Source organism: Cohnella baijiui, from assembly GCF_020731285.1.
In the GTDB taxonomy this organism is placed as follows: domain Bacteria; phylum Bacillota; class Bacilli; order Paenibacillales; family Paenibacillaceae; genus Cohnella.
On record NZ_JAJFOW010000214.1, the window covers coordinates 1 to 302 of the forward strand.

The following is a 302-nucleotide window of genomic DNA, read 5'->3' on the forward strand; positions in this document are numbered from 1 at the left end:
TGAATGATCGTCGTGCCATCCTTCTTCAGGAAGTTACTCTGGATGTATTTGCCCTTGATAAAGTAGATCAGGCTCTTCTTCGTATAGAAGAGCTGATTCTAGAACGGAATTCAATCATCAGTGAAAAGCAACAAGCCGTGCGGAATCTCTATCAGCAGTGGCAGCAGCTATTTAGAAGCTAGCGGTGATGCTGAGAACCTGTCTGATTTCGGCAGGTTTTTCTTTTTCTGCGCTTTTCCTACCCTGTACATAGCGACATTTAACATCATGTAGTGTAAAATAAAAGATAGACGAAAAGCAGG

At 42.4% G+C, this 302-nt stretch carries 1 protein-coding gene; it reads left to right on the top strand.

What is annotated here, in order from left to right:
- Positions 1 to 182: hypothetical protein (locus tag LKX83_RS32370; RefSeq protein WP_227887376.1), on the top strand; the 182-nt coding region annotated here is incomplete at its 5' end.
- Positions 183 to 302 lie beyond the last annotated feature (120 nt).